Source organism: Marivita sp. (assembly GCF_965656765.1).
Lineage (GTDB): Bacteria > Pseudomonadota > Alphaproteobacteria > Rhodobacterales > Rhodobacteraceae > Marivita.
Map to the genome: position 1 here is coordinate 31,497 of NZ_CBFHLV010000010.1, position 22,348 is coordinate 53,844.

Consider the following 22,348-nt stretch of genomic DNA (forward strand, 5'->3'; position numbering starts at 1 on the left):
GGGTCACGAACCGCGAACTGGAATTGAGTCCCAAAGCGCGAATTCATCAGAGCGCACCTTGCGAACCAACGCCTCAACTCCGGGCGAGATTTCAAGTGGCAAGCTGGGAGACACGTTGGCTGTCGGGATTTCGGGCAAATCACCTAGACGGTTTTTTAGAAATGTCTGAAATCCAGCCTGATCCTCGTAGCGGAAAAAATGAGTGACGGCTGTTCCATTGGGGCGCGCTTCGACAAACTTCGCTTGCGACCCGACTTTGGCATAAGCGGGAGGATCGCCTTCGCAACAAGCCTCAAGAAAGGTATCAAAACGCACGCCTTTTGTTGACGCCGGACGCCCATCAAGGGCAGGTCGCTGGCGATAACGATACCAACTGCCCAGCCAACTCAGCGGCTCTCGGATCACCGCGACCAATTCAAGATTGGGCGCGCCCATTTTGTCGAACATCGGACGGAAGAATCGATTGTAACGATATACCGGCGCATGTTTGAGTTCGGGAGGGTCGGTGACCACCATCGATGCCCTTGGCCCCAAAGCTTGCGTATAGGCATGTGTGCCGGTTTTCGGGACCGACAAAAGCACCAAACCTTCCTTCCAAAACACCAACATACGCATCGCTCCGGTCACGTTTGAGCGTTCATAAACCACTCCCTAACCAAAGCGCGCAACAGTGGTTGTGAAAATAATTCTTGAAATGTTCACCTTTTGGCCTCACAACAAATGAGAACAAGAAGCGAACAAAAGCAGCAATTGCCGCCCTTCATCGGGTGTGGAATAAGGATCAAAAGCAATGGCAACGGCAGATCTTCTTACCATGGACAGCAAGCGGGACGCGAACAAACAAAAAGCCCTTGATTCGGCGCTGGCGCAGATCGAACGCCAGTTTGGCAAGGGTTCGATCATGAAGCTTGGTGGCGAAAACGCCATGCGCGACATCGAATCGACATCGACCGGATCACTGGGGCTCGACATTGCCCTTGGCATTGGCGGCCTGCCCAAGGGCCGAATTATCGAAATTTACGGCCCAGAAAGTTCGGGCAAAACCACGTTGACCCTGCATTCGGTGGCGGAAGAGCAGAAAAAGGGCGGCGTTTGCGCGTTTGTTGACGCAGAACACGCGCTTGATCCGCAATATGCCAAAAAGCTTGGTGTTGATCTGGACGAATTGCTGATTTCGCAACCTGACACGGGCGAACAAGCACTTGAGATTGTGGATACTTTGGTGCGCTCTGGTGCAGTGAGCCTTGTTGTTGTTGACTCGGTCGCTGCCCTAACACCGAAATCCGAACTTGAAGGCGATATGGGTGACAGCAGTGTCGGTGTTCATGCGCGTTTGATGAGCCAGGCAATGCGCAAATTGACCAGCTCAATCTCGCGGTCGAACTGCATGGTGATCTTCATCAACCAAATCCGGATGAAAATTGGTGTGATGTTTGGCAGCCCTGAAACCACCACTGGCGGCAACGCACTTAAATTTTACAGCTCAGTTCGTCTGGACATTCGCCGCATCGGCGCCGTCAAAGACCGGGACGAGGTTGTTGGCAATGCGACGCGCGTGAAAGTGGTCAAGAACAAGGTCGCACCACCGTTCAAGCAGGTGGAATTTGACATCATGTATGGTGAAGGCATCTCAAAAACCGGGGAACTGATCGACCTTGGCGTCAAAGCTGGCGTTGTCGAAAAATCTGGCGCTTGGTATTCCTACGGTGACGAACGGATTGGGCAGGGCCGCGAGAACGTTAAAACTTTCCTCAAGGAAAACGCTGCCATGGCGCTCGAGATTGAAGATAAAATTCGCGCAGCACACGGATTGGATTTTGACATGATAGGGTCGGACGAAGGGTCTGAGGACGACATCGTCGAATCGTGAACAGATGCAGATGGCGACTGACAAAGCGCCCTTGGTTCAAACATGGATCCAAGAATACTCGGAAGCAGGGTGGCGGATGCGCCGCCCTGTTTCCGTTTTGACGTGACCTCTGCGGTGGACAGCCCCTCTGGCAAGGGCTATTTCAGGCCGAACGAGAAATGCCGCCTCAGAACACCTTCCAAGTCAGGTCACACATGCCCACGTTGAACGATATCCGCTCCACTTTTCTGAGCTACTTTGAAAAACAGGGACACGAGGTGGTGGCGTCAAGCCCACTTGTGCCGCGAAACGATCCGACCTTGATGTTTGCGAACTCGGGTATGGTGCAATTTAAGAACCTGTTCACCGGCGTCGAAAATCGCGATTACAAACGCGCGACAACAGCGCAAAAATGTGTTCGCGCGGGTGGGAAGCACAATGACTTGGACAATGTCGGCTACACCGCGCGGCACCATACTTTCTTTGAAATGCTGGGGAATTTCAGCTTTGGCGATTATTTCAAGGAAGAGGCAATTCCCTTTGCGTGGGAGTTGATCACCAAACAATTCGGCATTCCGGCAGAGCGGCTGTATGTCACCATCTACCATACGGATGATGAAGCGTTCGAGATCTGGAAAAAGGTCGGCGTGCCCGAAAGCCGGATCATCCGTATCGCCACTTCGGACAATTTCTGGCAGATGGGGCCAACCGGTCCTTGCGGACCGTGTACCGAGATTTTCTATGATCACGGCGACCACATCTGGGGCGGCCCTCCGGGCAGCCCGGAGGAAGATGGTGATCGGTTCATCGAAATCTGGAACATCGTTTTCATGCAGAACGAGCAGTTCGAAGACGGTTCCATGAAAGCGCTCGACATGCAGTCGATCGACACCGGCATGGGGCTGGAGCGGATTGGCGCGCTTTTGCAGGGCAGCCACGACAATTATGACACCGACACGATGCGCGCGCTGATCGAAGCGTCGGCTGATGTGACGTCGTCTGACCCCGATGGTCCGGGCAAAACGCATCATCGTGTGATCGCGGATCACTTGCGGTCAACCTCGTTCCTGATTGCCGATGGAATCATGCCGTCTAATGACGGGCGTGGATATGTGCTGCGCCGCATCATGCGCCGCGCGATGCGACACGCGCACTTGTTGGGCTCGCAGGATCCGGTCATGCACCGCCTGGTGCCTGCACTGGTCCGTCAGATGGGGGCGGCCTATCCCGAATTGCCGCGCGCGCAGGCTTTGATCGAAGAGACTTTGCGCCTTGAAGAGACACGTTTCAAGCAGACGCTTGATCGTGGGTTGAAGCTGTTGGATGACGAATTGGCCGGTTTGGGCGGTGAGGCGCCGCTTCCCGGCGCTGCCGCGTTCAAACTGTATGACACGTATGGTTTCCCGCTCGACCTGACGCAGGATGCATTGCGCGAAAAGGGCCGAACGGTGGACACCGACGGGTTCGATGCAGCGATGGCCGAACAGAAAGCCAAGGCGCGGGCGGCATGGTCCGGCACGGGTGAATCAGCCGACCTCGCGATCTGGTTTGATCTGGCGGAAACGCATGGTGCAACAGATTTCCTTGGCTACGATACGGAAAGCGCCGAAGGTCAGATGCTTGCCTTGATCAAAGACGGCGGAGTTGTTGATACGTTGTCCGAAGGTGATAGCGGTTGGGTTGTTCTGAACCAGACGCCGTTCTATGGCGAATCCGGTGGTCAGGTAGGTGACACCGGATGGCTGCGTCGACTTGAGAACGAAGACGATCTGGCCGAAGTGCGCGATACTCAGCGCATGGGTGACGGTAAGGTGTTCGCGCATCACGTCACGATCAAAAGCGGCACGTTCACCAAAGGCGAAGCAGTGCAGCTTGAGGTGGATCACACCCGCCGCACATCGATCCGGGCCAACCATTCGGCAACGCACCTTTTGCACGAGGCGCTGCACCGGGCGCTTGGCGATCACGTTGCACAGCGCGGATCACTGAACGCGCCGGATCGGTTGCGCTTTGACTTTAGCCATGGCAAGGCGTTGACGCTTGATGAATTGAAGCAGGTCGAGGTCGAGGTGAACGCCTATATCCGTCAGAACGCTGCGGTTGAGACGCGGATCATGACGCCCGAGGACGCGCGCGCATTGGGTGCGCAGGCCTTGTTCGGCGAAAAATACGGAGACGAAGTTCGCGTTGTTTCAATGGGCGAACAATCCGGTTCGGGCAAAGGCACCAATGGCAACACCTATTCGTTGGAATTGTGCGGTGGTACTCATGTGCGGCGCACGGGCGACATCGGTGTGTTCGTGACTTTGGGCGACAGCGCGTCAAGCGCCGGGGTCCGGCGGATCGAAGCGCTGACAGGGGCGGATGCGTTCCGTTACCTGTCCGAGCAGGACCACCGCTTGGCCGAAGTGGCGCTGGAGTTGAAGGCGCAAGCAACGGATGTGCCCGCGCGGGTCAAGTCGCTTTTGGATGAACGCAAGGCACTGTCAAACGAAGTGGCGCAGTTGCGGCGCGAATTGGCGATGGCCGGTGGGGCCGGCCAAGGTGGCGGTGCTGAAGCGCGCGAGATTAACGGCGTGAAGTTTTTGGCACAAGTGTTGTCCGGCGTGTCGGGCAAAGACCTGCCACCGTTGATTGATGAGCATAAACAAAGACTTGGATCTGGTGCCGTTCTATTGATCGCGGACACAGGTGGTAAGGCGGCGGTTGCGGCGGGTGTCACATCAGACCTGACAGGTAGCGTTTCGGCGGTTGATCTGGTTAAAGCGGCCGTGCCAGAGTTAGGTGGCAAGGGCGGCGGTGGCCGTCCGGACATGGCGCAAGGGGGCGGCGCGTCGGCAGAGAACGCCGATGCAGCCATCAAAGCCGCTGAAGCCGTTTTGGGAGGATAGACCATGCCTGCACTCTGGATCGCCCATGTCACGGTGAACGACCCCGATGCCTATGCGAAATACGCGGAATTGGCAGGACCTGCGATTGCGCAACACGGCGGCCAATTCATTGCCCGTGGTGGTCGCTATGTTCAGCTTGAGGGGCAGGAACGGCCGCGCAATGTCGTGGCTAAATTCCCCTCAATCGAAGACGCCGAGGCCTGTTACAACAGTCCGGAATATCAGCGCGCGCTTGACCATGCGCGGGGCGCATCCGAGCGAGAATTGCTGATTGTCGAAACCACCGAATAATTGAAAAGCGGCGCTCCCGTTTTGGATGCGCCGCTTATTGAGCCTTAGTAGGCTGTCTTCGCGATTAAGGCCGCTAGGCCTAACGAGTGTTACGATCCGCTTTTCGACATCCGCTTGCGTTCGTGCGGGTCAAGGTAACGTTTGCGCAGGCGGATCGCGTTTGGCGTCACTTCGACCAGTTCGTCGTCGTTGATATAGGCAATTGCTTCTTCCAGCGACAAGGTGATCGGAGTGGTCAGGCGAACCGCATCGTCGGTGCCAGAGGCGCGGACGTTGGTCAGCTTCTTACCTTTGAGTGGGTTCACCTCAAGATCATTTTCACGGCTGTGTTCGCCAATGATCATGCCGGTATAGATAGCTTCTTGTGCGCCGATCATCATCTTGCCCCGATCTTCGAGGTTCCAAAGCGCATAGGCCACGGAGGTGCCGTTCTCCATCGAGATCAGAACGCCTGCGCGACGACCAGGCATTGAGCCTTTGTGCGGGGTCCAGCCGTGGAATACGCGGTTCAATACACCTGTGCCGCGCGTATCAGTGAGGAATTCACCGTGATAACCGATCAGGCCGCGCGACGGCACATGAGCGATGATGCGTGTCTTGCCCGCACCGGCGGGCCGCATTTCGACCAATTCACCTTTGCGCGCGCCGGTCAGCTTTTCGATGACCGCACCAGAATAGTCGTCATCCACATCAATCGTGGCCTCTTCGACCGGCTCAAGCATCTTGCCGTCATCGCCTTCTTTCATGATCACCTGCGGGCGCGAAATCGACAACTCGAACCCTTCGCGGCGCATGTTTTCGATCAAAACCCCCATCTGGAGTTCGCCACGTCCCGACACCTCAAAGGCTTCGCCGCCGGGTGTATCCTTGATCTTGATCGCGACGTTGGATTCAGCTTCTTTCATCAGGCGATCACGGATCACGCGCGACTGCACCTTTTTACCGTCACGGCCCGCAAGCGGGCTGTCATTAATGCCGAAGGTCACTGTGATGGTCGGCGGATCAATCGGCTGTGCCTCAAGCGGTTCCTCCACAGCCAGGGCACAGATTGTGTCGGCCACGGTCGCTTTGGACATTCCCGCGATGCTGACGATGTCGCCCGCCATAGCTTCATCGATGTCCTGCGGACCAAGGCCACGGAACGCCTGAATTTTGGTGACGCGGAACTGTTCGATCTTCTGACCCACACGGCTGAGCGCCTGAACTGTGGCTCCGACCTTGAGGCGGCCAGTCTCTACGCGGCCCGTGAGAATGCGACCGACAAACGGGTCGGCGCCAAGCGTGGTCGCCAACATACGGAAGTCTTCGTTCTGGTGTTTGATCTGCTTGGGGGCAGGGACGTGATCGACCACAAGCTTAAACAACGCGTCAAGATCCTTGCGCGGACCATCCAGTTCGGCATCAGCCCAGCCCGAGCGTCCAGACGCATAGAGATGCGGGAAATCCAGCTGGTCCTCGTTGGCGTCAAGAGTGGCAAACAGATCAAAGCATTCGTCAAGCGCGCGATCGGGTTCCGCGTCCGGCTTGTCGACCTTGTTCAGCACCACGATCGGGCGCAGGCCAAGGGCAAGGGCCTTAGATGTCACGAACTTGGTTTGTGGCATCGGACCTTCAGCAGCGTCGACCAGAAGGACAACACCATCGACCATCGACAAGATGCGTTCGACTTCGCCACCAAAGTCGGCGTGCCCGGGCGTGTCCACGATGTTGATCCGCGTACCCTTCCATTCGACGCTAGTCGGTTTGGCAAAGATCGTGATGCCGCGCTCGCGTTCGAGGTCGTTGCTGTCCATGGCGCGTTCGGCCACAGCTTGATTGGCCCGGAACGCACCGGATTGTTTAAGAAGCTCGTCAACAAGCGTGGTTTTACCGTGGTCAACGTGAGCGATGATCGCAATATTGCGAAGGTCCATGTCTTTATCTCGTGCAGGGATGAGTTGCGCGGGGGTTACAAGGCTAGGTGGCAGAACACCAGCAAAAAAGCCGTAGCACATAGGTGTTGCCGCTTAGGCACCACAGGTGCCTCACGACAGCGTGACAGGGAACCGGCAATAAAGCACTGATGCCACACCCTTTTTGGGCGGGGAATGGCTGGAATTCCGGGTGTTTCGAGAAACTCCTGCCACCGTCATTGAAACGCATTCATGAGTGCCGACGTTGAAACAACAGCGCGGCGGGCAGGAATTTTGCGTGTCGTGACGACTGAGGCAAACCGAGAGAAAGGAAATCTCATGAAACGCATTCTGCTTGGAACAGCCCTTGTGGCGACAGCAGCAACCGCGACCTATGCAGGCAGCGCAGACCCAGCACCAGCCGAGCCGATGAAGGTGGAGCCGGTCACGGTGGCACCCGCTCCGATGGGTGGTGATTGGACCGGCGCCTATGGCGGTCTGAGCTTCGGCAACTTGTCTGCGGACGCGGACAGTTTTGAAGACAGCGAAGGCGTCTACGGCGTCTTTGGTGGTTATGACTATGACTTTGGTCAGTTCGTCGTTGGTGGTGAATTGGACTATCAATCCGGTGAAGACATACAGTTGGGTGGCATCGAAGTGGATGATGTCCTGCGTGCCAAGGTCCGTGGTGGTTACGATTTGGGCCGCACCTTGGTCTACGGCACGGTGGGTGCAGCACAGCTGAACACCAATATCGGCGATGACACCGGGATCGTCGGCGGCTTGGGCGTCGAGTACAAGGTGACTGAACAGTTCACCGTCGGTGGCGAGTATCTGGCCCACCGCTTTGACGATTTCGACGACACGGGCGTTGATGTTGAAGCTGACACAGTGTCGATCCGGGGTAGCTTCCGCTTCTAATGGCAGGTCTTAGTTCGTAAGGCACAAAGCGCGTACCGGGCCCTCTGGTGCGCGTTTTTTAGTGCGTGGCCGTGTTCGAGAAGAGGTTGATCACCAGTATGCCTGCCATAATCATCGTGATGCCCAAAATCGCTGCCAGATCAAGCTTTTGGCCGAAAACGGCAAATCCAATAATGGCAATGAATACGATCCCCATGCCAGACCACATCGCATAGGCAACCCCGACCGGAAACGTCTTTAGGGCAATGGCCAGAAGATAGAACGCAGCACCATAAGCGACGACGACAATGACCGAAGGCAGGGGGCGGCTGAATTGTTGACTGGCCTGCAAAGCAGTTGTGCCGATGGTTTCCGCCAGAACAGCGAGCATAAGGATGATATAGGGCATGGCAGCCTCCTGAGCGATACCATCTTCATGGCGGATCCGCGGGCAGGGGGCCAGCCCCCCGTTGGTATCAGGTAGCGGTCAGTGCAAGTGGATGTTGAACTTGCTGCGTATCGCGGCATCCACCTCCGGCGCAAACCGGGCTCGGGCGGGTTTGGACAGGATCATTTCTTTGCGCTCTGTCGCTTTTTCAACCAAGATCGGTTGCCCTTGTTCGACCCATTCCTTGGGGGATGCGCGGTTGCCGAGCACCGGATAAACATAGTCGCGTTGCATGCGGTTCAGAGTGTCGTCGCTGCCAAGGTAATGGCCCGGCCCACCAATACATGTGGCGCGCATGACCTCGATACTCAGGTCGTCTTCGGTCACATCAATGCCCCGAACACAGCGCAGCGCCTGACCGATCAGATCATCGCCAAGTATCAGGCTTTCGTGGCAAAAGCCCAGCAGTGACGCGTGCATGCCTGCCGCTTCGTAGACCATATTGAGGCCCGACAGGCCCGCCATCACATTTGAACACATCTGTTCCCACCCGGCCTGCATGTCCGGCAGCTTTGCGTCCGCAATCCCAGCCGCCGCGCCCCCACATAATCCGTAATAGCGATGCATCTGGGCGCAACCTGCCGTGAGGAGCGCCTGTTCGCCTGACCCTCCTGACATCGCGCCCGTGCGCAGGTCAGACACAAATGGCCATGTGCCAAAGATCGTTGGATGGCCAGGAGCCATGGCATTGACATAGACTACACCTGCCAAACATTCGGCGACGGCCTGCACGATGGCGCCGGCAATTGAAGCGGGCGCGGTTGCCCCGGCTTGACCGGCACTTAGCAGAAGCACTGGCATGCCACCGCGAATGCAGGCTTCCATAACCTCGCAGGCCTCAGACGCGAACTTCATGGGAGGCACAACAAAGCAATTGCTGTTCGACAGGAAGGGCCGTGTGCGCCATGCGTCTTCACTGCCAGCAATCAGGTGTAGCATCTCCAAAGCGTCTGGTACGAAAGATGGTTCGGTAAATGACGTACCGATGTGCTTCAGTGTGCCTGAACAGCAGGCATAGATCGTGTTGTAGTCCAATTCCCGATTGTCAGTGATGTCACGGGCCACCATCGGGCGTTGTAAGAAATGAATGTTGTCCAGAGTATCCGCAATCCGCGCGGCGTCGTGCAAATCCTGAACGCTGCTTTCGCGGTAATTGCCCGTCTCGACGTCAACCATATGCACGGCCGCCCCGGCCGTTCCGTAATGCACGCGGGTTCCCGACAGGTCGAGATCATAAAGCGGGTCGCGCCCGCACAGGGTCACCGATCGATTTGCAAGAGCCAGCATGTCTTCGACCAAGGCACGCGGAAAGCGGATGCGGCCATCGTCGCCCAAGATTGCTCCTGCGCCTGTCAGGATGTCGATGCCAGATTGGGGTGCATTGCAAAGCCCGATTTCCTCAAGTGCCTGAAGCGCTGCGTTGTGGATGCGATCAAGATCGCCCGGTTCAAGAGGCTCATAGCGACCACCAGACATACCCGACCGGATTGGTCGTAGATTGTCGGCAAGTGGGTTGGCGCGGGCGTGGCGTCTGGCAGCACGGCCTCCAGCGCGGCGGGGGGACAGATCAGTCATGGTGGGTCTCATTGCAAACGGAAAACGACGGGTTCAAATCATGGACCTCTGTCAGGGCCGCCCCCGTGCCGCGCGTCCCCGCCGCGCCCCGATGGTGCGCAAGGTCAGGGTCAAGGCGGAACGATCACCGCGCATCTGCATCTCCGTACTGGTACGGTCAGGCTGCTGCCAATGCGGGGCGCAATCTGCGCCAATTGCGACAATGTGTCGTTTTTGACTGTTTTCTGGGCAGAACTGAGTCAGGATCGCGCGACATAGCGATCGCGGCGGTGGTTGACCGTGATGATCATGTTCAGGATCACAGCTCCCAAAAGAGACCAGATCACCACCTGAAATGGCAGGATCAGGAACGCCAATCCGAACACAAATAGATCAAAGATCAGCTGCGTGTTGCCCGCCTGAAATCCACGTGTGTCCTGCAACCAAAGCGCCACGATACCCACACCGCCCAAAGTCGCGCCATGTCGGAAAAGCGAGATCAAACCAACACCGGCGAGAATGCCGCCCAACACTGCACCCAGTGCCGGGTGCATCATGTTTATGTCCAGAACCAAGGGCAACAGTTCGGCAATAGCTGACATCAAAGCGACAGCGGCAAAGGTCTTGAAGGTGAAAACCCATCCGATTTGCCGAACCGCCAGAATGTAGAAGGGCAGGTTGAGGACAAAGAAAATTGCCCCGAACGACCAATCCGAAACATAGCTGGACAATAGCGCGAGCCCGGCAATTTGACCGGTGAGAAGGTTGGCCGAGGACAGAAAATGCACAGCAAGCGCCACAAGGGTCGCGCCGACAAGGATGCCTTGGACGTCTTCAAGCGGTGTATGGCGGTCAGCTTTGGGTTTGCTCAGTAGAAACATAGGTCAGGAGTTATGACTTATCTACCTTGTGTCAACCCCGTCACCATCGGCCCGACGCGCCACCTCCGCCTGAGCGACCGCCACCGAACGAGCCGCCGGAAGACGAACTTCGGGTTGGGATGATATACGTTTCGCGTTTCTCGTAACCGCATTGGCTGCACCTCAGACGGGTCTCACCTTCGCCGCGCATGCTGGTTGTGGCCGCGCGCAGCGTGTTGCGCACCCGTGATAGCGCCCGGTGTCCACATTTAGGGCAGGATTTGAGCCGCGTCGCCCAATCGCCGATTTTTCTGCGTGCTGCCACAAGCCAAATCGCGATGAACCCCATAATCGCGGCCCATGTTGTGACACTGTCGTTGCCCGTCGGCGCGTCGGCACCATCGCGAAACGGCAACGCGATAGAAGCGATGACATCTTCAACCCCGTCCGCAATACCCGTTGCGTAGTCGTCGTTTGAAAACGCAGGCAGGAATGACCTGTCGATGATGTCAGCCGCCACGCGGTCCCACTCACGGCCATACGCCGCGCCCAGTTCGATCCGCATGGCGCGGTCTTGGGACAGTACCAAAACAAAGATGCCATCGTTGCGGGTAGCATCACCGATGCCCCAATGGTCAAACAGGCCGGTCGCGAAATCCTCAAGTGAGAGGGCCGCCGCATAGGGCGCCTGCGAGGCCAGAGTCAAAACGGCGAATTCGACCCCGGTGTCGCGGCGCAGAGCGGACAAGCGGGTGTCCAAGGCGGCTTCTTGTGCATCGGTCAGAAGGTCAGCGCGGTCTGTGATGGTTGTGCGGTCGTAGTCCGGGTAGCTTTGGGCCCATAGCGGCGCTGCAAGAAACAACAGTACCGCAAAAACCCAACGCATAGCTTACCCCGTCAATGCAGCATTCAACCGTTCATCGAGCTTTTCAAGAAAGCCCATTGTTGTCAGCCAGCTTTGCTCGGGTCCGACCAGCAAAGCAAGATCTTTGGTCATGAACCCGGCCTCGACGGTTTCCACCACAACCCGTTCCAACGTTTCAGCAAAGGCGCGTAGGCTAATATTCTCGTCCAGCTTTGCCCAGTGCTTGAGGGCGCCAGTCCAAGCGTAGATCGACGCTATGGAGTTGGTGGAGGTTTCCTCGCCCGCCTGATGTTGGCGGTAGTGACGTGTGACCGTGCCATGAGCCGCTTCAGCTTCAACGATCTTGCCGTCGGGGGTCATCAAAACCGAGGACATCATGCCCAGCGACCCAAAGCCTTGCGCCACAGTGTCGGACTGCACATCGCCATCATAGTTCTTGCACGCCCAGACAAAGCCACCAGACCATTTGAGCGCCGAGGCAACCATGTCGTCGATCAGGCGGTGCTGGTATTCGATGCCCTTTGCTTCGAACGCGTCGCGGAATTCGGTGTCATAGATGTGTTGGAAGATCTCCATGAACCGACCGTCATACTGTTTGAGAATCGTGATCTTGGTCGACAGGTACACCGGCCAACCGATGTTAAGACCATAGTTGAACGACGCCCGCGCAAAATCGGTGATAGAATCGTCAAGGTTATACATCCCCATGAACACACCCGACGATGGTGCGTCATAGACTTCGCGCTCGATAACCTCGCCATCTTCGCCCACGAATTTCATCGACAGCTTGCCCGCGCCGGGAAATTTGAAATCAGTCGCTTTGTACTGATCGCCGAACGCGTGACGGCCAACGACGATGGGCTGAGTCCACCCTGGCACAAGTCGTGGTACGTTGCGGCAGATGATTGGCTGGCGAAAGATCACACCACCAAGGATGTTGCGGATTGTGCCATTCGGGCTGCGCCACATCTTCTTGAGGCCGAACTCCTCAACCCGGCCTTCATCGGGGGTGATGGTTGCGCATTTGACGGCCACGCCGATCTCTTTGGTCTTCTCGGCAGCGTCGATCGTGATCTGGTCTTCGGTACGATCGCGTTCTTCGATGCCCAGATCGTAGTACAGCAGGTCGATATCAAGATAAGGCAGGACTAATTTCTTCTTGATGAAATCCCAGATGATCCGGGTCATTTCATCTCCGTCCATTTCAACAATTGGGTTATCAACTTTGATCTTCGACATTGGAGGTTCCCTTTCCGTTGTCGGTTTAGTTCATCGGCGCAGGTGACAGCTGTGCATCCGCTTGCATCATCAGACGCATGAGCCACAACGCAACCAAAGCTTCGAGAAAGATGGCAATTGCGAGCGGAATTGGCGTTCCATCAAACAAAAGGCCTACGGGAATGGCAAGTGTCACGCCAACAACCGTCGCGACAGAACCAATCACGCTGGCCGCCATCCCCGCGATGTGGCCCATCGGTTCCTGCGCGATGGCCGCCAGATTGCCCAGCGTCATGCCCGCCTGAAAGAAGACCGAGATTTGCCAGATAATGAAACACGCAAAGAACAGATCATTTGAGATATGGCCAGCCGCCGCAGCATAACCCGAAAGGATCAGCAGGGCGGACAGCCCGACCTGTGCGATCAACATGGCCCGGACAAGGAACATCATGCCCAAACGCATCACAAGGCTGGCATTCAGAAAACCGGAACTGCCTGCGACCACCGCCACGGCCCCGAACCAAAGCGCAAAGGTGTCCGCGCGTCCGAAGGTGATGTCAAAGATCTGCTGCACGCTCGACAGCATGGAGAACAGCATCGCAAAGCACAGCGCTTGCACCGCAATCGAAAGCCGCACGACCGGGTGTACGAACATCTCGACCACAGCGCTGCGCAGGGCGTAAAACCGGAATGGGCGGCGGCGGTCGGACGGCAGTGTTTCGGGAAGACGAAATCCAAGCCACAACGCTGAAATGATCGAAAAGCCCATGAAGCCGTAAAACACCGCGCGCCAGCTATAGGCATCGATGACGAACGACCCTAACAGCGGTGCAATCGCTGGGACCAATGTGAAAATGATCATGATAAATGATACGATTTGCGCCATGCCCCGACCCATATAAAGGTCACGCACAACCGCCATCGCCACCACGCGAGGGCCAGCGGCACCCAGCCCCTGAAACACTCTGGCAATCAGAAGAACTTCGAGCGTTTCAGCGGTTGAGGCGACATAGGCGCTGACTGTGTATAGCGCGGCCCCCCAGAGCATGACCGGCTTGCGACCAAACGTGTCGGACAGCGGTCCGGTAAAGAACGTCCCCAACCCCATACCCAGGACGAACATGGTGAGGATGAGCTGTGCCTGATTGAGGTTCTCGGGGGTCAATTCTTCGCCGATCTGCGGCAGTGCCGGCAGCATCGCATCGATGGACAGAGCCACGGTCGCTGCCAGCATCGCCATCAAGGCAATGAATTCGGTGCGCGGCATGGCGTTTGGCATAAGACTATCCTGAGGCTATGGGGACAGCCCTAGCACCAAGTTTATTGCGGGAACAGACCCTGCGGGCGTCAGGTCTTGCGTGACGCAGGTGCAGGCGGCGCATCGGCTGGATCGTCATCTGTGTTCGCACTTTCCTCGGGCGCGCCCAATCGACCTACCAGCCATTCTGTATGCTCTTCCCGCTTGCGCATCGCGAACAGGCCAAACTGCTGAATGGCCACGGCAAAGACACCCAGACCGACAAAGATAAACACTGTGGTGCCGATTTTGCCAATCGCCGTCGCCGGAACAAGACTGCCGTAGCCGACCGTGGACAGAGTCACCACGGTGAAGAAATAGGCGTCAAGCCAAGTCCAGCCCTCGGCCCAGCGGAAAAACAAAGTGCCAGATGCGACGATCAGCACAAGAGTAAGGATCAGGCTCGCAATGCGAAATGGCGTGTTCATGCGTCTTGGGAAGCCCCCTGGGCGAGGTCGTCCATCACCTGAAGCCATAGGTCTGTCGGTTGCGCACCCGGGACCGCATGCTGGCTGGCAACAATAAAGGTCGGTACCGAGTTGACTCCCATGCCGCGTGCAGCGGCATCGCGGTCCACGATTTCGCGCAGGTCCTCGTCAGTCGCCAGTAGGCGGAGCACAACGCTGGCATCCATGCCGCAGGAATCCGCAATGTCGGCCAGCACATCAGCATCGCCAATGTCGCGTCCGTCCACGAAATACGCCTGAAACAATGCGTCGACGACTGGGATCTGGTGACCTTCGATTCCTGCCCAATGGATCAGGCGGTGCGCATCCAGGGTATTCGGTGTCTTTTCAATGCCTTCAAAGTTTATCTTAAGGCCCGCTTTCTCAGCATGTTCGACGATGGGTGCATAAGCTTTGACGGCACCGTCCTTGCCCCCGAACTTGGTCTCAAGGTATTCGCGTCGGTCAATGCCGCCCTTTGGCATGTCGGGGTTCAATTGAAATGGATGCCACGTGATGGTGAACGGGTGATCCGGACGCTGTTCAAGCGCGCGGTCCAGATGCGTCTTGCCGATATAGCACCACGGGCAGATCGGGTCGGACATGATGTCGAGCTTGACCATGTGTCTTTCCTTTATGTCATCAACTGCGGTCTATCAGATCGGCTCGCAAATGATAAGCTATGCGGATCAAAGTGAGAGTTGATCGGGTAGGGCACGGCGCAACAGCTTGTTATTGGCGTTGCGCGGCAGTGATGCGATGCGGTGGAATAGCCGGGGTTGCTTGTAGCGTGCCAGATGGTCGGATGCGAATTGTGTCAGAGTGTCCGAGTCGATCTTAGCATCTGCGACGTAGTAAGCGGCAATGATGCGGGTGTCGGCTTTGATTTCGACATCCGTCACGCCCACATCCTGAATGTCTGGATGCTGCATCAAAGCGGCCTCAACCTCGAGAGGGCTCACGCGGAACCCGCCAGCATTCATCATGTCGTCCGCACGCCCGTGATAGAGGATGTCATTGCTATGCGTCATTTCACCCATGTCACCGGTTAGGAACCAGTCGTCCTGATAACGGGACGCGGTTTCTTCTGGTTGGTCCAGATATCCCAACATCAGGCCGGGATCGGATTTGTGGACCGCAATGATGCCCGGCATGCCTATGGGGGCTGGACCATCATCAGTTAATATCGCAATGCGCCGCCCCGGTTGTGGCCAGCCAAGGCTTTCGGGCGCACAGTCTGGCAAATCAGGGGCGCTTGAAATGAAGGTCGAGCATTCGGACATGCCGAACGCCTCGAATACACGTCTTCCAGTGGTCGATTTCCACGCTTCGCGGATCGCAGCGGGCAGTTTTTCCCCGGCCGAAAGCCCATGGCGCAGCTTCGGCAGGTCCAATGAGCCAGACTTTAGGATGTGTCGATACACGCCTGGTGCTGCGGCAAAAATCGTTGCTTCGTGCCGTTTGAGCAGCAATGGGATTTGCGCATGGTCCACGCCCTGCGCAGGGATCAGGGCCGTTGCACCTTTGGTCCAAGGGTCTAGCAAGCCAGTGCCCAGCGTGTAGGTCCAGTTGAACGCACCCGCATGCATGATGCGGTCTGCTTCGGTAAGTCCGTACCAGCCCTCCATCATCATGCCGCGTGCCCAGATGGCGCGGTGGGCGTGACATACCGCTCGCGGTTTTCCGGATGTGCCAGACGTGAAGATAATATACGCCAAGCGGTCAGGATCGCCATAAGCCATCATCGCGGGCGGCAAACTGTACCAATCTGACATATCTGTCGTCGGGATCACCGGAACGGTTGTTGGGCAAGCCGTGATGCCGTCGTGCAGAACTGCTGCGGGGTCGGTCATGTCGATCAACACCTGAACCTCGGGCCTCGAAAGTTGCGACGACGTTGGGATAGGAATGATGCCCACGGAAATCGCGGCCAGATATGCGACTGGAAATTCGACCGTATTCCCCAGCCGCATCAACAGCCGGTCACCGGGGTTCAACCCGCTTTCCAGCAAGCCCGTTGCGCATCCGAGGATGGATTGCTTGAGCCGCGCATAGCTCCAGCGTTGAGCCCCAGTGGGCTTGACCACGGCCAGGGCGATCTTGTCGGGCAAGCGGTCAGCGGAAGCCAACACATGAGCGGCCAGATTGAAATCCTGCGGGCAGGGTGGATAGAGGGCTTTATCGAAAACAGACGTCATGGTGCAAGGCGTAGGGTGGAACGCAACGGCCCGCAAGCGTGGCTTGCGAGGGCTAGAACCCGGGGCTATAGACCTTGGCATGTCTGATGATCCAAAGAACCTGATCCGCATCGCGCGCGATACTGGCCAGCACGATCAGCCAGAGCCGCTGAACCTTGGTGAACGCGTGCGTGATCTGCGTAAGGCGCACAATTGGACGCTCGAACAAGCGGCCCAACAGGCCGGTCTTGCACGGTCCACGCTATCGAAAATCGAAAACGGTCAGATGTCACCGACCTATGATGCACTTAAAAAGCTTGCCATTGGTCTGCAGATAGGTGTGCCGCAATTGTTCACGCCGCCACAGCGGGAAAAGGTGAATGGCCGAATGGTGATGACGCCCAATGGTCAGGGTCAACAACACGCCACAACCACTTATGAACACGAGCTTTTGGCCGAAACCCTAACCAAGAAACAGATGTTGCCGTACCGCGCGCGGGTGCGGGCAAGATCCGTCGATGAATTTGACGGCTGGGTCCGCCACGATGGCGAGGAGTTTCTATACGTGCTGACCGGTGTGGTACGTTTGTACACAGAGTTTTACGAGCCGATCGATATGCGACGTGGCGACAGTGCCTACTACGACGCGACGATGGGCCATAACGTGATTTCCGTGTCGGATGAGGACGCCAATATCCTTTGGGTCACATCGCTGAGCTAAGTGTCACCTTAAAACCAGCCTTGTACAGTGCGCGACGTCGACGAGATATCCTGACCGATCCCATCAACTGTGGCGCAGGCGCTGAGTGCGCCTGTAACCAGGATCAATAGAAGCCGAGCCCGCATAGCTCACTCCTCTTCCCACCACCAAACATCCGGCTGCCATCCGATCCAATCACCGTAGATCGGCAATTGTTCGGGGAACTTGAGTTCTTTCACGTGGGCGATCCGGCTGATGTTCCACTGGTAGATAGGGATGACATAGCGGCCAGAGGTCAGCACCCGGTCAAGCGCGCGGGTCGCTGCGATGAAGTCATCGCGACTGTCGGAATTCAAAATCTGGTCGATCAAATCCTCGGCTGCGGGCGAACACATGCCCATCCAGTTGCGTGTGCCTTCGGCCTTGACCCCGTCACAACCCCAATAGAGCTTTTGTTCGTTTCCGGGGCTGAGCGACAGACCACGACGGTAGTAGGTCATGTCAAAATCATAGGTGGTGGTGCGTTCTTTATACTGCGCACTGTCGATGGTGGTGATTTTGGGCGCGATGCCCATGCGTTCCAGCGACTGGGTGAACAAGTCTATGATCGCCTCGTTTTCGGAACTGCCCTGACTGAGGACAATTTCAAACGTATACGGGGTGCCATCGGGGCGGGTCATCACACCTTCTTCGATGGTGTACCCGGCCTCCTCCATAAGCGAAATCGCCTGACGGATATTGCCCCGGTTGCGTTCTGTTCCATCGCTGACGGGCAGGGTGTAGCCGTCCAGCGCACCGGGCAACAGCGTGTCTTCGAATGGTTCCAGAAATTCGCGCACGCGGCCTGTCGCCGGACCATCCTGCATCCCCAGAACCGAGTTCGAGAAGTACGACGTGATGCGCGGTTGTTTTGAACCCGTCATGGTTTCATTGATGAATTCAAAATTAAACGCATGCAGCATGGCGTCGCGCACGCGCCAATCGCTGAACGCATCGCGCCGGGTGTTCATCACAAACCCGGTGATGCCAGAGGGACGTTCGTGCGGGACGACCGATTTGACCACATCACCGCTGTCAATGGCCGGGAAATCGTACTGCGTGTCCCATTTTTCCACATTGAATTCCCGGCTCGAATTCAGCGCTCCCGCCTTGAAGGCCTCGAACATGGCGGTGCCGTCGCCGTAGAACTCCATGCGGATTTCATCAAGGTTGGCTTGGCCGCGCATGAAATTGACGTCCTCGCCCCAATAGTCAGGATCGCGTTTCAGGCTGACAAAGCGTCCGGCTTCGTAATCATCGATGACATAAGGCGCTGTCGTAATCGGCACTTCGTCGATGCCGGACGCGGCGAAATCCTTGCCGTCCCATTGGGCCTTTTTCAGGATTGGGCGCATGCCGATCAGCAGCGCCATTTCCGGATCCTGTTCGTTGAAGGTAAAGCGCACGCTGCGCGGTCCGGTCTGTTCCATCGACGCGATCTTGCCCCATGCACCGTGATAGCGCGGGTGGCCAATAGTGCCGAGGGTTTCGTAAGACCACATCACGTCTTCGACCGTCAGAGGCGTGCCGTCCGAGAACGTGGCCTCTTCGCGCAGGACGAATTCCACCCATTCGCGGTTGTCGCCCACCTCAATCGATTCGGCCAAAAGCCCGTAAAGCGTGAATGGCTCATCCCAATTACGGCCCATCAGGCTTTCATAGGCTAGAAAGCGAAGTTGCCACGGCGTGGAGCCTTTGGGGATGTGTGGGTTGAGGCTGTCAAAGCCGCCAACCTCGCCTGTAACGATGCGGCCGCCTTTGGGTGCGTCCGGGTTGGCGTAGGGAAGGGACACAAAATCCGGTGGAAGTTCGGGGGCGCCATACATAGCTATGCCGTGTTGCGGGTCTGCCGTGCCCGATTGCGCGCTAAGCGAGAGTGCCAGAGTCGCGATGCCAAGCTGGCGTTTTAGGAAAAATACCGATCTCATTTTCGCAACAATCCCTATCTGCTCTTGTTTTATTGGGTAGGACGGTAACGGGGCTTTCGTGGCTTTTCAAACTTTTAGCTTGGATCACGGTGAAAGATTGCCTATAAAGGGATCACTGCTCGATAGGTTTCTTGCCTGTATGAAACCTGCCTCAATAACTTAACCCCGGCTTCGTGCCGGGGTTTTTTTTGGCCCGAACATTGCCGACATTGCAAACAAGATACCAATGTTTCATAGGCCTGTCGCCGTAGGATGCGCGATCATTTTACCGGTGGGACGATTGGTTTGGCACGCCGTTTGCGAGACTAAACGTTTGCGATTCGCATGCTCACCGATTCTTGTGGAACCAATTCCCGATCTTCTTTGTATTATGCAGGCGCAGCATGTAGCGTGCTGCACAAGCAAAAAGACGAAGGAGAGCGATCATGTCGCTGAAGGGGAAAACCGCGGTCATCACCGGATCGAATTCAGGCATCGGGTTGGGTGTCGCCCACGAGCTTGCCCGTGCGGGTGCGGATGTGGCGATCAATTCGTTCACAGACACTGCCGAAGATCACGCGCTGGCCGATCAGATCGCCAAGGAACACGGCGTGACTGCGCGCTACATTCAGGCGGATATGTCCAAGCCGGAGCAATGCCGCGCACTGATCGAAAAGGCCGGAGCCTGCGATATTCTGGTCAACAATGCCGGTATTCAGCATGTCGCGCCGATTGACGAATTCCCGACCGAAAAGTGGGACGCGATTATTGCGATTAACCTGAGTTCGGCTTTTCATACCACTGCCGCGGCATTGCCCGTGATGCGCGAGGCGGGGTGGGGCCGGATTATTAACGTGGCAAGCGCCCATGGATTGACAGCATCACCATTTAAATCGGCCTATATCGCGGCCAAACATGGGGTTGTGGGCCTGTCCAAGACCACGGCGCTGGAAACAGCGCGCGAGGACATCACCTGCAACGCCATTTGCCCTGGCTATGTGTTGACGCCGCTGGTTGAGGCGCAGATCCCCGACACGGCTAAGAAATATGACATGTCCGAAGAAGAAGTGACGCAGAAGGTGATCCTTGAGCGGCAACCGTCAAAGGAATTCGCCACGGTTGAACAAATCGGTGGGACAGCGGTGTTCTTATGTTCTGATGCCGCGGCACAGATCACCGGGACGACGATTTCCGTAGATGGTGGCTGGACTGCCCTCTGACGTCGCGTATGCAACACGGTGCGAGGGGCCAGCCCCTCGCGCTCCCCGGAGTTTATTTGGCAAGATGAAGAAGCAGGAGACCGTGTGGTAAAGATCAATCTGGCCCTGCAAGGGGGTGGTGCGCATGGCGCGTTCACTTGGGGTGTGCTCGATCGAATTCTCGAAGAGGACGATCTTGAGATCGCCGCAATCACAGGAACATCGGCCGGTGCCTTGAACGGTGCCGCCTTAAAGGCTGGATGGCTCGAGAACGGCCGTCAAGGTGCGCGGGACAATCTGGATTGGCTGTGGGCTCAGGTCGCCCGGTTGGATGATGTGACGGTGCCAAAGTGGATGCAGGCCTGGTTGCCGACGCCGGGTGCGATCAGCAAGAGCCTGGAATATTCCCCGCTGTATCAGCTGGGCGACAGCTTTGGGCGTATGATCTCGCCCTATGCGTGGGGGCCGCTGTACCAGAACCCGCTTGAAAAGATCGTCGATCAGTTTGATTTTGGACGTGTCTGCGCGATGGACGGTCCGGCGCTCTATGTTTGCGCAACCAATGTGCGCGACGGCAAGGTGCGGGTCTTCGAAGGCGACGCGATCAGCACTCAGAGCATTTTGGCTTCGGCCTGTTTGCCGACATTGTTTCAGGCGGTCGAGGTTGAAGACCCCGAAACCGGGACGGTCGAGGCGTTCTGGGATGGGGGGTACACCGGCAATCCAGCCCTTTTTCCGCTTTTCGAGGCGGGGCTGCCGGACGACGTGGTCATCGTGAACATCAATCCGCTCAAGCGCGACACGGTGCCGGTGATGCCGAACGAAATTCAGAATCGGATCAACGAGATCAGTTTCAATTCGTCCTTGCTGCGCGAATTGCGGGCTATTGAATTTGTTCAGCGGCTGATTTCCGAAGGCAAAGTCCAAGAAGGCGCGATGAAAAACCTGCGTGTTCACATGATCGCCGATGACGCATTGATGAACGATTTGTCGGTGGCGACGAAGCTGGTTGCCGTACCGACGGTGATTGACGAATTAAAAGCGGCAGGCCGTCGTGCCGCCGGCACATTCCTCGCGCAACACAAGGATGACCTTGGCCGGCGTCAGACGACAGATTTGGTTAGGATGTTCGGCTAGGCCGCTTTGGCGGGTTGCGTCGGATCTTTTGAGTTCGGGTAGACCAAACCTGCTGAGATCACCAGTTTTGCCGCGTCTTCGATCGACATGTCGAGTTCGATCACGTCTTCTTGCGGAAAGAACAGCAGAAAGCCCGAGGTCGGGTTAGGTGTCGTGGGCACAAAAACCGAAATCAGCTTGCCCATTGTTTCCGCCTTGTCGGCCACTTCGCCGCGCGCGTCGGTTGAGATGAAGCCGATCGCCCAGATGCCCTTGCGCGGGTACTGAATCAGGCAGGCTTTCTCGAAATTGCGTTCGGATTGGGCAAAGATCGTCTCGGCAATCTGTTTGACGCCGCTATAGATCGAACGGACCACGGGCATGCGTTCAACCAATCCTTCGGCAAAGCGGATCAGCGACCGGCCAATCAGACCTTTTGCAACCCAGCCGACGAAGGTGGTGAACAGCAAGAAAAAGATCACGCCGACACCGCGCAGGTTGATGCCGATATACTGTTCGGGATTGAACCGGGTGGGCACAACCGGAAGCACGAACCCATCAACCCAACCAATGATAGACCAAAGCAGCCAAATGGTCAGGAACACAGGCGCAATCACAACGATACCCGTCAGAAAGCTGGCCCGCAGTCGCGAGAAAAGACTGGGGCGGCGTCTTTCGGGATCAAAGGGGGTGTTCATA

At 56.9% G+C, this 22,348-nt stretch carries 21 protein-coding genes; 7 read left to right on the forward strand and 14 right to left on the reverse strand.

Features of this window, described 5'->3' with window-relative positions; genetic code table 11:
• Positions 1-3 precede the first annotated feature (3 nt).
• Entirely contained in the window at positions 4-609 is a 606-nt protein-coding gene (locus tag ACTG4M_RS04835; protein ID WP_439122541.1) for a gamma-glutamyl kinase, read from the reverse strand.
• Positions 610-790: 181 nt separating this feature from the next.
• Between ACTG4M_RS04835 and recA the strand changes: the two genes are divergently transcribed.
• From recA to ACTG4M_RS04850, 3 genes are all read left to right on the forward strand, one after another.
• Positions 791-1,870, forward strand: coding sequence for a recombinase RecA (recA, locus tag ACTG4M_RS04840; RefSeq protein WP_439122506.1), 1,080 nt, complete (start codon positions 791-793; stop codon positions 1,868-1,870).
• A 194-nt stretch (positions 1,871-2,064) separates the two neighbouring features.
• On the forward strand, positions 2,065-4,740 hold the full coding sequence (gene alaS, locus ACTG4M_RS04845) for an alanine--tRNA ligase (protein WP_439122507.1): 2,676 nt from the start codon (positions 2,065-2,067) through the stop codon (positions 4,738-4,740).
• 3 nt (positions 4,741-4,743) lie between these two features.
• A complete protein-coding gene (locus ACTG4M_RS04850) occupies positions 4,744-5,031 on the forward strand; it encodes a DUF1330 domain-containing protein (RefSeq protein ID WP_439122508.1) in 288 nt (95 codons plus the stop codon).
• A gap of 89 nt (positions 5,032-5,120) precedes the next feature.
• Here ACTG4M_RS04850 and typA read toward each other — a convergent pair whose 3' ends face one another.
• Complete coding sequence (gene typA, locus ACTG4M_RS04855; RefSeq protein WP_439122509.1) at positions 5,121-6,944, reverse strand: translational GTPase TypA; 1,824 nt, start codon at positions 6,942-6,944, stop codon at positions 5,121-5,123.
• 318 nt (positions 6,945-7,262) lie between these two features.
• On the opposite strand from typA, the gene ACTG4M_RS04860 reads away from it, so the two are divergent.
• Positions 7,263-7,844 (forward strand): outer membrane protein, encoded by a 582-nt coding sequence (locus ACTG4M_RS04860; RefSeq protein WP_439122510.1) that lies wholly within the window; start codon positions 7,263-7,265, stop codon positions 7,842-7,844.
• A gap of 58 nt (positions 7,845-7,902) precedes the next feature.
• On the opposite strand, the gene ACTG4M_RS04865 is transcribed toward ACTG4M_RS04860, so the two are convergent.
• The 9 genes from ACTG4M_RS04865 to ACTG4M_RS04905 form a co-directional block, all read right to left on the reverse strand.
• Positions 7,903-8,232, reverse strand: a complete 330-nt coding sequence (locus tag ACTG4M_RS04865; RefSeq protein WP_439122511.1) for a DMT family transporter — start codon at positions 8,230-8,232, stop codon at positions 7,903-7,905.
• 78 nt (positions 8,233-8,310) lie between these two features.
• Complete coding sequence (locus ACTG4M_RS04870) at positions 8,311-9,846, reverse strand: trimethylamine methyltransferase family protein (protein WP_439122512.1); 1,536 nt, start codon at positions 9,844-9,846, stop codon at positions 8,311-8,313.
• 239 nt (positions 9,847-10,085) lie between these two features.
• Positions 10,086-10,706, reverse strand: a complete 621-nt coding sequence (locus ACTG4M_RS04875) for a YitT family protein (protein ID WP_439122513.1) — start codon at positions 10,704-10,706, stop codon at positions 10,086-10,088.
• A 40-nt stretch (positions 10,707-10,746) separates the two neighbouring features.
• The gene (locus tag ACTG4M_RS04880) at positions 10,747-11,571 is read right to left on the reverse strand and encodes a TPM domain-containing protein (protein WP_439122514.1); all 825 of its coding nucleotides are present in this window, start codon (positions 11,569-11,571) and stop codon (positions 10,747-10,749) included.
• 3 nt (positions 11,572-11,574) lie between these two features.
• Positions 11,575-12,789 (reverse strand): NADP-dependent isocitrate dehydrogenase, encoded by a 1,215-nt coding sequence (locus tag ACTG4M_RS04885; RefSeq protein ID WP_439122515.1) that lies wholly within the window; start codon positions 12,787-12,789, stop codon positions 11,575-11,577.
• Positions 12,790-12,814: 25 nt separating this feature from the next.
• Positions 12,815-14,047: a multidrug effflux MFS transporter gene (locus ACTG4M_RS04890; protein WP_439122516.1), complete on the reverse strand. Its 1,233-nt coding sequence runs from the start codon at positions 14,045-14,047 to the stop codon at positions 12,815-12,817.
• A gap of 68 nt (positions 14,048-14,115) precedes the next feature.
• On the reverse strand, positions 14,116-14,493 hold the full coding sequence (locus tag ACTG4M_RS04895) for a potassium channel family protein (RefSeq protein ID WP_439122517.1): 378 nt from the start codon (positions 14,491-14,493) through the stop codon (positions 14,116-14,118).
• A complete protein-coding gene (locus tag ACTG4M_RS04900; RefSeq protein WP_439122518.1) occupies positions 14,490-15,134 on the reverse strand; it encodes a DsbA family oxidoreductase in 645 nt (214 codons plus the stop codon). The genes ACTG4M_RS04895 and ACTG4M_RS04900 overlap by 4 nt, the downstream gene beginning before the upstream one ends.
• Positions 15,135-15,200: 66 nt before the next feature.
• Entirely contained in the window at positions 15,201-16,709 is a 1,509-nt protein-coding gene (locus ACTG4M_RS04905) for a class I adenylate-forming enzyme family protein (RefSeq protein WP_439122519.1), read from the reverse strand.
• A 79-nt stretch (positions 16,710-16,788) separates the two neighbouring features.
• On the opposite strand from ACTG4M_RS04905, the gene ACTG4M_RS04910 reads away from it, so the two are divergent.
• On the forward strand, positions 16,789-17,409 hold the full coding sequence (locus tag ACTG4M_RS04910) for a helix-turn-helix domain-containing protein (RefSeq protein ID WP_439122520.1): 621 nt from the start codon (positions 16,789-16,791) through the stop codon (positions 17,407-17,409).
• Positions 17,410-17,417: 8 nt separating this feature from the next.
• Here ACTG4M_RS04910 and ACTG4M_RS04915 read toward each other — a convergent pair whose 3' ends face one another.
• Together ACTG4M_RS04915 and ACTG4M_RS04920 are read right to left on the reverse strand one after the other, a co-directional pair.
• Complete coding sequence (locus ACTG4M_RS04915; RefSeq protein ID WP_439122521.1) at positions 17,418-17,534, reverse strand: entericidin EcnA/B family protein; 117 nt, start codon at positions 17,532-17,534, stop codon at positions 17,418-17,420.
• Positions 17,535-17,537: 3 nt separating this feature from the next.
• Positions 17,538-19,355 carry an extracellular solute-binding protein gene (locus ACTG4M_RS04920; RefSeq protein WP_439122522.1) on the reverse strand — a complete coding sequence of 606 codons (1,818 nt, stop codon included), beginning with the start codon at positions 19,353-19,355 and terminating at the stop codon, positions 17,538-17,540.
• A 425-nt stretch (positions 19,356-19,780) separates the two neighbouring features.
• Here ACTG4M_RS04920 and ACTG4M_RS04925 point away from each other — a divergent pair, with 425 nt between their 5' ends.
• Both ACTG4M_RS04925 and ACTG4M_RS04930 read left to right on the forward strand, forming a co-directional pair.
• Positions 19,781-20,554, forward strand: a complete 774-nt coding sequence (locus ACTG4M_RS04925) for a 3-hydroxybutyrate dehydrogenase (RefSeq protein ID WP_439122523.1) — start codon at positions 19,781-19,783, stop codon at positions 20,552-20,554.
• A gap of 84 nt (positions 20,555-20,638) precedes the next feature.
• Positions 20,639-21,670, forward strand: coding sequence for a patatin-like phospholipase family protein (locus ACTG4M_RS04930; RefSeq protein ID WP_439122524.1), 1,032 nt, complete (start codon positions 20,639-20,641; stop codon positions 21,668-21,670).
• Here ACTG4M_RS04930 and ACTG4M_RS04935 read toward each other — a convergent pair.
• The gene (locus ACTG4M_RS04935) at positions 21,667-22,347 is read right to left on the reverse strand and encodes a DUF502 domain-containing protein (protein WP_439122525.1); all 681 of its coding nucleotides are present in this window, start codon (positions 22,345-22,347) and stop codon (positions 21,667-21,669) included. The genes ACTG4M_RS04930 and ACTG4M_RS04935 overlap by 4 nt on opposite strands.
• Between the last annotated feature and the right edge of the window lies 1 nt (position 22,348).

What these genes read in the sequence shown, in the direction of transcription:
- ACTG4M_RS04835 (WP_439122541.1), bottom strand. Translation starts at nt 609, where the DNA reads ATGTTGGTGTTTTGGAAGGAAGGTTTGGTGCTTTTGTCGGTCCCGAAA.
- recA (WP_439122506.1), top strand. Translation starts at nt 791, where the DNA reads ATGGCAACGGCAGATCTTCTTACCATGGACAGCAAGCGGGACGCGAAC.
- alaS (WP_439122507.1), top strand. Translation starts at nt 2,065, where the DNA reads ATGCCCACGTTGAACGATATCCGCTCCACTTTTCTGAGCTACTTTGAA.
- ACTG4M_RS04850 (WP_439122508.1), top strand. Translation starts at nt 4,744, where the DNA reads ATGCCTGCACTCTGGATCGCCCATGTCACGGTGAACGACCCCGATGCC.
- typA (WP_439122509.1), bottom strand. Translation starts at nt 6,944, where the DNA reads ATGGACCTTCGCAATATTGCGATCATCGCTCACGTTGACCACGGTAAA.
- ACTG4M_RS04860 (WP_439122510.1), top strand. Translation starts at nt 7,263, where the DNA reads ATGAAACGCATTCTGCTTGGAACAGCCCTTGTGGCGACAGCAGCAACC.
- ACTG4M_RS04865 (WP_439122511.1), bottom strand. Translation starts at nt 8,232, where the DNA reads ATGCCCTATATCATCCTTATGCTCGCTGTTCTGGCGGAAACCATCGGC.
- ACTG4M_RS04870 (WP_439122512.1), bottom strand. Translation starts at nt 9,846, where the DNA reads ATGACTGATCTGTCCCCCCGCCGCGCTGGAGGCCGTGCTGCCAGACGC.
- ACTG4M_RS04875 (WP_439122513.1), bottom strand. Translation starts at nt 10,706, where the DNA reads ATGTTTCTACTGAGCAAACCCAAAGCTGACCGCCATACACCGCTTGAA.
- ACTG4M_RS04880 (WP_439122514.1), bottom strand. Translation starts at nt 11,571, where the DNA reads ATGCGTTGGGTTTTTGCGGTACTGTTGTTTCTTGCAGCGCCGCTATGG.
- ACTG4M_RS04885 (WP_439122515.1), bottom strand. Translation starts at nt 12,789, where the DNA reads ATGTCGAAGATCAAAGTTGATAACCCAATTGTTGAAATGGACGGAGAT.
- ACTG4M_RS04890 (WP_439122516.1), bottom strand. Translation starts at nt 14,047, where the DNA reads ATGCCAAACGCCATGCCGCGCACCGAATTCATTGCCTTGATGGCGATG.
- ACTG4M_RS04895 (WP_439122517.1), bottom strand. Translation starts at nt 14,493, where the DNA reads ATGAACACGCCATTTCGCATTGCGAGCCTGATCCTTACTCTTGTGCTG.
- ACTG4M_RS04900 (WP_439122518.1), bottom strand. Translation starts at nt 15,134, where the DNA reads ATGGTCAAGCTCGACATCATGTCCGACCCGATCTGCCCGTGGTGCTAT.
- ACTG4M_RS04905 (WP_439122519.1), bottom strand. Translation starts at nt 16,709, where the DNA reads ATGACGTCTGTTTTCGATAAAGCCCTCTATCCACCCTGCCCGCAGGAT.
- ACTG4M_RS04910 (WP_439122520.1), top strand. Translation starts at nt 16,789, where the DNA reads ATGTCTGATGATCCAAAGAACCTGATCCGCATCGCGCGCGATACTGGC.
- ACTG4M_RS04915 (WP_439122521.1), bottom strand. Translation starts at nt 17,534, where the DNA reads ATGCGGGCTCGGCTTCTATTGATCCTGGTTACAGGCGCACTCAGCGCC.
- ACTG4M_RS04920 (WP_439122522.1), bottom strand. Translation starts at nt 19,355, where the DNA reads ATGAGATCGGTATTTTTCCTAAAACGCCAGCTTGGCATCGCGACTCTG.
- ACTG4M_RS04925 (WP_439122523.1), top strand. Translation starts at nt 19,781, where the DNA reads ATGTCGCTGAAGGGGAAAACCGCGGTCATCACCGGATCGAATTCAGGC.
- ACTG4M_RS04935 (WP_439122525.1), bottom strand. Translation starts at nt 22,347, where the DNA reads ATGAACACCCCCTTTGATCCCGAAAGACGCCGCCCCAGTCTTTTCTCG.